Raw genomic sequence first — 8,706 nt, 5'->3', positions numbered from 1 at the left:
GCAATTGTTGGTGCTGCAAATAACGAACGCAATGGTAGTTCTACTTTCAAGCTAGTGCGGATGCGGGAGATGAGTTGCGTTGCTAGGAGTGAGTGCCCTCCTAGTTCAAAGAAGTTATCATGTATGCCTATTGGCTCTACTCTCAGAATTTGTGTCCAAATTTGGGCTAGTTTTTCTTCAATGGGGTTGCGGGGTGCGACTAAACTGATTTCTATTCCGGTGCGTGATTCTGGAGCTGGTAAGGCGCGACGGTCGATTTTGCCGTTGGGAGTTAGGGGGAGTGACTCCAAGATGACTATGAAAGAAGGCACCATGTACTCTGGTAGCTTGGCTTTCAGGAATTGACGCAGAACGCTGACTGTGGGTGTACTTCGACTTCGCTCACTACAAGTCTGCTCTTTTTCCGGTACGATGTAGGCGACTAGGCGCGGCTCTGAGGGGTTGTCAACGCGGGCAATGACAACGGACGTTTGCACGTCTTCATGTTGGCTGAGTACGGCTTCGATTTCTCCCAATTCGATGCGGAAACCCCGGATTTTTACTTGGTTGTCGATGCGTCCCAGGTATTCAATATTCCCATCTGGTAAATAACGGGCTAAGTCTCCGGTTTTATATAATTTTGACAACTGACTTTTGACAAGTGACTTTTCAAAGGGGTTGGGGATAAATTTCTCTTGTGTTAAGTCTTTTCGGTTGAGGTAGCCTCGTGCTAATCCAGCTCCACTGATGTGCAATTCTCCTGCTACACCTACAGGTACTAGTTGTAAATTTTGGTCAAGGATGTAAATTTGGGTGTTGGCAATTGGACAACCAATGGGCACAGTTTTCAAATTGCTCTCTGGTTGACATTGCCAGAATGTGACATCAATCGCAGCTTCCGTCGGTCCATAAAGATTGTGCAATTCACACTCTAGGCGAGCAAAAAAGCGTTCCTGAAGTTCTTTTGGCAATGCTTCACCACTACAGATAACTCGCTTCAAGCTACTGCAACTTTCTAAACCTTTTTCTTCTAGGAAAACCTGGAGCATCGAAGGGACAAAATGTAGCGTAGTCACCTGCTGCTCTAGTATTAGGTTGACCAAGTAAGCACTATCTTTATGTCCACCTGGTTTCGCCACAACTAAACGCGCTCCAGTCATTAATGGCCAGAAGAACTCCCAAACTGAGACATCGAAGCTGAAAGGAGTTTTCTGTAAAACGCAATCTCCTGCTGTTAATTCATAGGCTTGTTGCATCCACAGCAGGCGATTGCAAATCCCTAAGTGGGTGTTTTCTGCTCCTTTTGGCTTTCCGGTAGAACCCGAAGTGTAAATCACATAAGCTAAGTTACTAGCTTGGACATCAGTGATTGGATTTTCCTGATTCCACTGAGAAATTAACTGCCAGCTAGTATCTAAGCAAACAAGTTCAAGTTGTGCAATATGTTCGGGTAATTTCTCAACTAGATGCTGTTGGGTAAGCAGCACTTTGACTTGAGCATCTTCAAGCATGAAGCTCAAACGCTCAGTCGGATACTCTGGGTCAAGTGGCACATAAGCCCCACCCGCTTTGAGAATGCCAAGTAATCCTACGAGCATTTCTAAAGAACGCTCCACACATATCCCCACCAACACATCTGCTCCCACTCCCAAAGTCTGCAAGTAATGCGCCAATTGGTTAGCACGAGAATTCAACTCGCGGTATGTCAGTTGCTGATTCTCAAACACAACTGCGACAGCATCGGGTGTACGTTCTACCTGCTCTTCAAATAACTGATGGATACACAAATCTTGGGGATAGTCTACTTGAGTATCATTCCATTCAACTAATAACTGCCGTTGCTCTGATGCTGTTAAAAGAGGCAACTGCGCTAGGTGCTGCTGAGGATTCGCCACAATTGCTGATAGCAGTGTCACAAAATGACCAGTCATTCGCTCAATGGTGCTGCTATCAAATAAGTCAGTGTTGTAATTCCATGTGCCTTTGAGCGATCCTGGCAACTCAAGAATGGTTAAAGTTAAATCAAAAGCAGCCCCTGTAGTCCCTGGAATCATCGATTCCACAACTAACCCATCACTATCCATAAGTGACACTTCTTGGTCACTCTGGTGAGATCGATCCCAGGCCAAGGCTACCTGATAGAGTGGTGAAAAGCTGGGGTCACGGACAGGTTGCAGCCGCTCCACCAGCAGGAGAAAGGGATAGTCTTGATGGTCTAGGGCGTTTAATACACAAGAGCGCGATCGCCCCAGCAACTCTTGAAAGGTGGGATTTCCCGAAAGGTCTGCTCGCAAAACCACAGAATTAGTAAAATAACCAACAATCTTTTCAAACTCTGAGCGACTCCGATTCACCATTGGAGAGCCAATTAAAATATCTTCTTGATTGGTATAACGTAATAATAGTATTTGTAATGCTGTTAATAAAACTGTGTAAAGAGATGCGCCCTCTCTCTTGGCCAATTCTGTGAGCGATTGCCGCAGTTTTTCTTCAACAGTAAAAAAGCTGGAAGCACCATTATAGGTTTGATTCTGTGGTCTTGGTCGATCGGTCGGCAAATTTAGTACTGGCAACTCACCAGAGAGTTGTTGCTGCCAGTAAGTCCACAAACGCCCCCCTTCTGAATCGGCGAGCATTTGCTCTGACCAGTTGACGTAATCTTGATACTGACAGTTTTGTATCGGCAGTAATGGTTCTACATCTGTGGTAATTGCTTCATACAAAAGTCTCAGTTCACCAATCATGATTTCTAAAGACCAGAAATCCACTACTATGTGGTGTACTGTTATTAAGAGAATGTGTTGCTTTGTTGCTAATGTATCGGTTGTAGTGTGATTAATTAACAAATTAAAGCGCAATATTGGCCCCTGTTCTAAATCGAAAGGGCGATCGCTTGTTTCTGAGAGCCAGTTATTTACGTCCTCTTGGCCAAGATCGAAAGCTTCTTGGATGCTAAAGTCAACTTGCTGGTTTTCGTGAACTGTTTGTACAGGTTCGCCGTCAATGGTTGTAAAGGTAGTTCTTAAAACTCGATGCCTTTCAACTAGTATCTGTGCTGCCTGCTTGAGGGCTGGAATATCTAAATTTGTGACTAATTTTGCTGCATAAGTGGCGTTGTAAGCGCTACTAGTGGGTGCTAATTGATATAGAAACCAGAGTGCCTTTTGACCGTGGGAAAGCGGAGAAGTTGGAGAATTATCAGTATCCTGCGATAAAATTCGGATAATTTCTGGTTTGTATTGCTTAATTTCTCCCAATAAATCAGGGGTTAGTACATTTTCAGGCGATCGGTAGCGCAGTTTGTCTCCATCAATCCACAGTTCAACATTCTTTGCTGAAAGAGTTTCTAGAAGCTCTGTTAAATTCATAATTCTCCTTCAATCCAATTGTTTTGATTTGATGTAATAGTGGTTGCAAGAGGTGCTTTAGAGATAGCATTCATTTCAAAAAGTTGTTCCCTGACAAATTTTGTTAAATCAACAACACTCACACCATCCAAAAATTTTGTGATGGGGATATTTATTTCCAATTCTGTTCTGAGGCGATTTCTCAGTTCGACAGCCATGAGGGAGTCAAGTCCCATTTGGTTAAGGGGCTGCATGACATTTAACACAGATGTAGTTGTTCCTAAAGCTCTGGCAATCTGCTGGCTCAGGTAACTAATCAAAAGTGATTGGCTTTGCTCTTGGGAACTGGCTTTGATTTGGTCTAAAATTTGTGGCAAGTAAACTTGCTGTTGCTCTTGTGCAATGGGAAGTGTCTGAAGCTGTGGAGCGATTTCGGAAAAGAAGCTGGGATAAGATGAGCCTGAGTATTGCTGCAAAAACTTCGACCAGTCAATCTGCATGACTCCTACCTGAGCCACTTCTTGGGAGAGAAAATTTTCTAGGATACTTAATGCTTGCTGTGTTTCTATAGTCTTTATTCCCTTGTTTTGCCATTGAGTCTCAACCCTGCTCCCAACAGCTTTGGCCATTCCCAGGATTGACCAGAGTCCCCAGTTAATAGTTAACCCTGGCAAACCTAGTAATCTTCGATAATAAGCCAGAGCATCTAAAAAGGTATTAGCCGCAGCATAATTTGCTGAACCCGCAGGTCCGAGTATGGATGCAACTGATGAAAAAAGCACGAAGAAGTCCAAAGGTATGTCTTGTGTAAGAGTATGTAAATTCCAGGCTCCGCTTACCTTTGGCGCAAAAACTTTGGCAAAAAATTGCCATTGATGCTCTATCAATAGTCGATCTTCAAGGACACCCGCAGCATGAATAATACCCTTTAACGGTGGCATCGATGTTTTGATTTGAGTTAGTAAAGAGGTGACATCTTTTTCTAAGGATACATCAGTTTGCATGATAAAAACTTGACTTCCAGACTCTTCCAGTCGTCTGAGAGTGTCTTTAGCTACTTCGTTAGGACTGCTACGCCCTGCCAAAACTAGGTGTTTTGCCCCATGTTCTACCAGCCATTGGGCTAGTAATAAACCAATTTCACCAAGACCACCTGTAATTAAGTAGGTAGCATCGGTTTTGATATGCAGAGATTGTTTGACAAGTTTCTTGCTATGTGATAAGCGGCTAACATACCGTTGTCCATGACGAAAAGCGATGTGAGTCTCACTACTAGTTGGCTTGTGGGAACAAATTTCTGCAAAGAGGCTGTGGGCATTGTGATTTTCTACCGGGTCTAAATCCACCAAAGTGCAGTTAAATTCTGGATGCTCGTTGGTAATGACTTTTCCTAATCCCCACACAGGCGATTGGGCTATCCCTCCCAAGGTAGATTCTACACCCACTTGTTGCCCTCCTTTGGTTATCAACCATAAACTAGGAGGATGGGAAAATCCTTGATTAATTAAAGACTGGATCAGGGATAATACGCCACCACATCCTGTTTGGGAAGCAACTTCTAAATCTGTGACGGTGAGGAACTTGGCCTCAACTGTATCTAAGCTCCATAAATAAACGACTCCATGCAGTTGGGGATTGGGTAAAGATTTGCTCCCTTGCTCTCCTGCTTGTATGAACAGTAATAGTCGTTGAAAGTCTTCTGGTAAAGTAGGGTTGATTGTGAATTCTCGATCTGATATTTGTTTATACTCATTACCAGAGAAGACCAGGGTACAAGCTTTTTGTTGCGATCGCAATAGTTCACTTAACTGCTGACCGATACCTTGATTGTCAGCAAAAATTAGCCAACTTTCTAGTTCTGCTTGAGGCTTTAGGGGAGCAGGATGGCTGATTTCAGAAGGAGCAGGTATATAATCTCCAATTAACTGTTGCTGTATACTCCCTTGATTTCGCCATACTGTTTCGTAGCAGAGGTCTTTAACTAGGTCTGGTATGAGATATTGCTTGTATTCCTGAGCTAAAACAGCCAAGATTTCGGGCAGTAATTTTATCTGTTCAGGTGAAAATTTTCCTGCCTTTTGTACTAGTTGAACTAACTTTTCAGTATTTCCTTGATCGAGAAAGTTAGTAATCGGATTCTGAACATTATCTCTAGATAAAGGCTCTGCTTGTTGATATTTTTGCTCAGAAGTGTCAATCCAATGGCGCTGTCGTTGAAATGTATAGGTCGGTAGAGCAACTTTCTGGTGAGGATATTTGCCCTCAAACCCAGACCAATCTACATTAACTCCGGCTATGTATAACTCAGCGAGGCTAGAAAGTAATTGTTGCCATTCTGGTATTCCTACACGTAAAGAAGGTAGCCACAAATCTTCACTTTCTGGTAAGCATTGACGACCCATGCCCAACAAAATTGGTTTAGCCCCAATTTCTAAGAACACTTCACATCCGAACTGATGTAATGTCTGCATACTATCAGCAAACCGCACTGTTTGACAGACGTGATTCACCCAGTATTGTGCATTGGTAATATTCTCGCCAGCAATTTGCCCGGTAACATTGGAGACTAATGGAATTTGGGGCTGATTGTAGCTGACTTGATTGGCGATCGCTTCAAAGTCTGCTAACATCGGTGTCATCAATGGGGAATGGAAAGCATGGGATACTTGTAAATGCTTTGTTTTGATTCCCTCTGCTTCTAGTTGCTGACAAGCAACTGCGATATCTGACCTAGCTCCAGAAATTACCACGCTTTCGGAACCGTTAATGGCTGCTAATGACACCCGCTCATAATCGGATGCAACAACTTCCTTCACCCTCTCCTCTGAAGCCATTAGTGAAACCATTTCACCCCCAGATGGCAATTGCTGCATTAATTGTCCTCGTTGGGCGATGAGTTTAAGTCCATCTGACAAGCTAAAAACACCAGCTACAGTTGCAGCCACATACTCGCCGACGCTATGACCCATTACTATATCTGGTTCAATACCCCAGGATTTCCACAGTTGATACAAAGCGTATTCAATCGCAAATAACGCAGGTTGAGTATATGCAGTTTGATCGAGTAGAGATGAAGCTTGCTCTTCTACTTGGCTAGGATAGAGTACCTCTAACAGGGAATGCTCCAGATAGGGGCGCAGAATTTCATCGCACTGCTCGATAGCTTGGCGAAAAATGGGTTGGCGATCGCAGAGTTGGCGACCCATGTTAATATACTGAGAGCCTTGACCAGTGAATAAGAAAGCTATTTTGGGTCGAGTTTTACCTACATAACCAGTTTTTCTCGAAAAACTAGCAAGTTGCTCTACTAACTGCTCCCTAGAGTCAGCGACAATGGCTAGACGGTGGTTAAAATGCTCCCTCCCTATATTCGCCGTAGAGCATATATCTCTTAGTGATATATCGGCATTAGAGATCAAGAATTCTCCATAACTGTGTCGCAATTCTGCCAAAGCCTGCTCATTTTTTGCTGATAGAGTTAGTAGATGGTAGGGGCGCTCAATAGTATCTTCATTTTGAATTTTGAATTTTGTTAGCGCCGCGTTAGCGAGTCTGTGAGCGTCATTTTGAATTCCTATTGGTGCTTCTTCCAAAATCACATGGGTATTAACCCCTCCAACCCCAAAAGAACTTATACCCGCCCTTCTCGGCAAAAGTTCTCCTTCCTCTGTCTTTAACTGCTTCCACCTTTGGGTTTCGCAGACAAGATAAAATGGACTTCCCTTGAACTCAATACGGGGATTTAACTGCTGAAAATTCACAATCTTGGGCAATTTTTGATTCTTCATTGCCAAGAGTATTTTAATCACCCCAGCAATTCCCGCAGCTGCTTCTAAATGTCCAATATTTGTCTTAACTGTTCCTAGACCACAATAAGGATGATCAACTGAAGATAAATGATACTGTTGATGTAATTTTCTAAATGCTCGTTTGAGACTATTAATTTCTATTGGGTCTCCCAAGGGCGTACCTGTACCATGAGCTTCGATGTAGGAAATTGTATTGGGGGCAATATTAGCTTTTGTATAGGCGGCGCAAAGCACTTGTGCTTGAGCATAAACATTGGGAGATGTCAGAGTTCTTGCTTTTCCACCATGATTTACCGCACTACCTTTAATCACTCCATAAATCTGGTCTTTATCTTCAATGGCTTGAGCTAAAGGTTTTAAGAGAATTACTCCTGCTCCTTCTCCACGCACATAGCCATCAGCCTGATTGTCAAAAGTTCTGCACTGTCCTTGTGGAGACAACATCCCCAGTTGGCTCATTTGAATGTATCTCGTCGGTGTACAGAAAATACTAACTCCACCGACGAGTGCTGTCTTACATTCCTCTTGCTTCAGAGCATTTATAGCCTGATGAAGCGCTACCAGTGAACTTGAGCAAGCTGTGTCTACGGGAATACTCGGACCGTGAAAATTGAAGAAGTAAGAAATCCGATTGGGAATCATGCAAGCCCAAGTTCCGGTTCCTGTATGTCCGTCAGTGTCTCGTTTATACCCATTTTGTAAAATATCGTAGTCGTAGTTACACACTCCGATAAAAACACCAACCGAACTTCCCGACAGTTGAGATGGTGCATATCCAGCATCTTCGATACAAGACCAAGTTAACTCCAGCATCAGCCTCTGCTGAGGGTCCATTCGTTGTGCTTCCCGAGGAGAGATGCCAAAAAATTCTGCATCGAATTGGTCTATCTTCTCAATAAACCCACCCCATTTACTAATGCTTTTTTGCTCTTGAGGATTGGAAGCATAAAACTTTTCAACTTCCCATCGCTCAGAAGGAATTTCAGTAATGCTATTGATTCCTTGTTCTATATTCTGCCAAAACTGTTGGTAGTTATTGGCTCCTGGAAATCGGCAACCTATCCCAATCACAGCAATATCTGCGTTTACCAGTCCTTTAGAACAAATCCGAGCTTTGGCATATTTTTGATCTTGCATCTATGTAACTATAGTATTATTATTTTCTTCACTTAATGAGACTTTTCCAATCACTCAGTCTGATAAACTATGATGTTGAGTCTTGCATTTTACACCTGACTTACTTGCAAATTGCTGTAAAAATTATTCTGGCGCAAATAAACCTAATGGAACTACATAGGCAACTAACTCCTGTGTTAATTTTTCTGTCTACTTCTTAATTATTAGACAATCGTCTATAGTCAAACTTGAGCGAATAGCAACTTCTACTTCTCTACAGATAAAACTTTTATTATTTGAATTTGCTAAAAGCTGACCATGATTATCTAACTGCATGAGTTTTTATATCCTTCTTAAAGTCTGTTATTTTACAATAAGAGCCTATTTATAAACAGGACTTACGCAAAATACATCTAAAACTCTTATTCCTCCGTGTTCTCTGTGCCTCTGTGGTA

General features: G+C 42.7%; 2 protein-coding genes. Both read right to left on the bottom strand.

All coding sequences use genetic code 11. The features are described from left to right. Positions 1-3,347, bottom strand: a 3,347-nt coding sequence (locus V7K50_RS25990) for a non-ribosomal peptide synthetase (RefSeq protein ID WP_334965174.1), incomplete at its 3' end; no start/stop codon positions are given. Then, positions 3,344-8,272 carry a type I polyketide synthase gene (locus V7K50_RS25985; RefSeq protein ID WP_334965172.1) on the bottom strand — a complete coding sequence of 1,643 codons (4,929 nt, stop codon included), beginning with the start codon at positions 8,270-8,272 and terminating at the stop codon, positions 3,344-3,346. The genes V7K50_RS25990 and V7K50_RS25985, both read right to left, overlap by 4 nt. Positions 8,273-8,706 lie beyond the last annotated feature (434 nt).

The sequence above is a fragment of the Nostoc sp. genome, assembly GCF_036917135.1.
Taxonomy (GTDB): Bacteria; Cyanobacteriota; Cyanobacteriia; order Cyanobacteriales; family Nostocaceae; genus Nostoc.
This window is presented reverse-complemented; position numbering and strand designations above follow the sequence as displayed.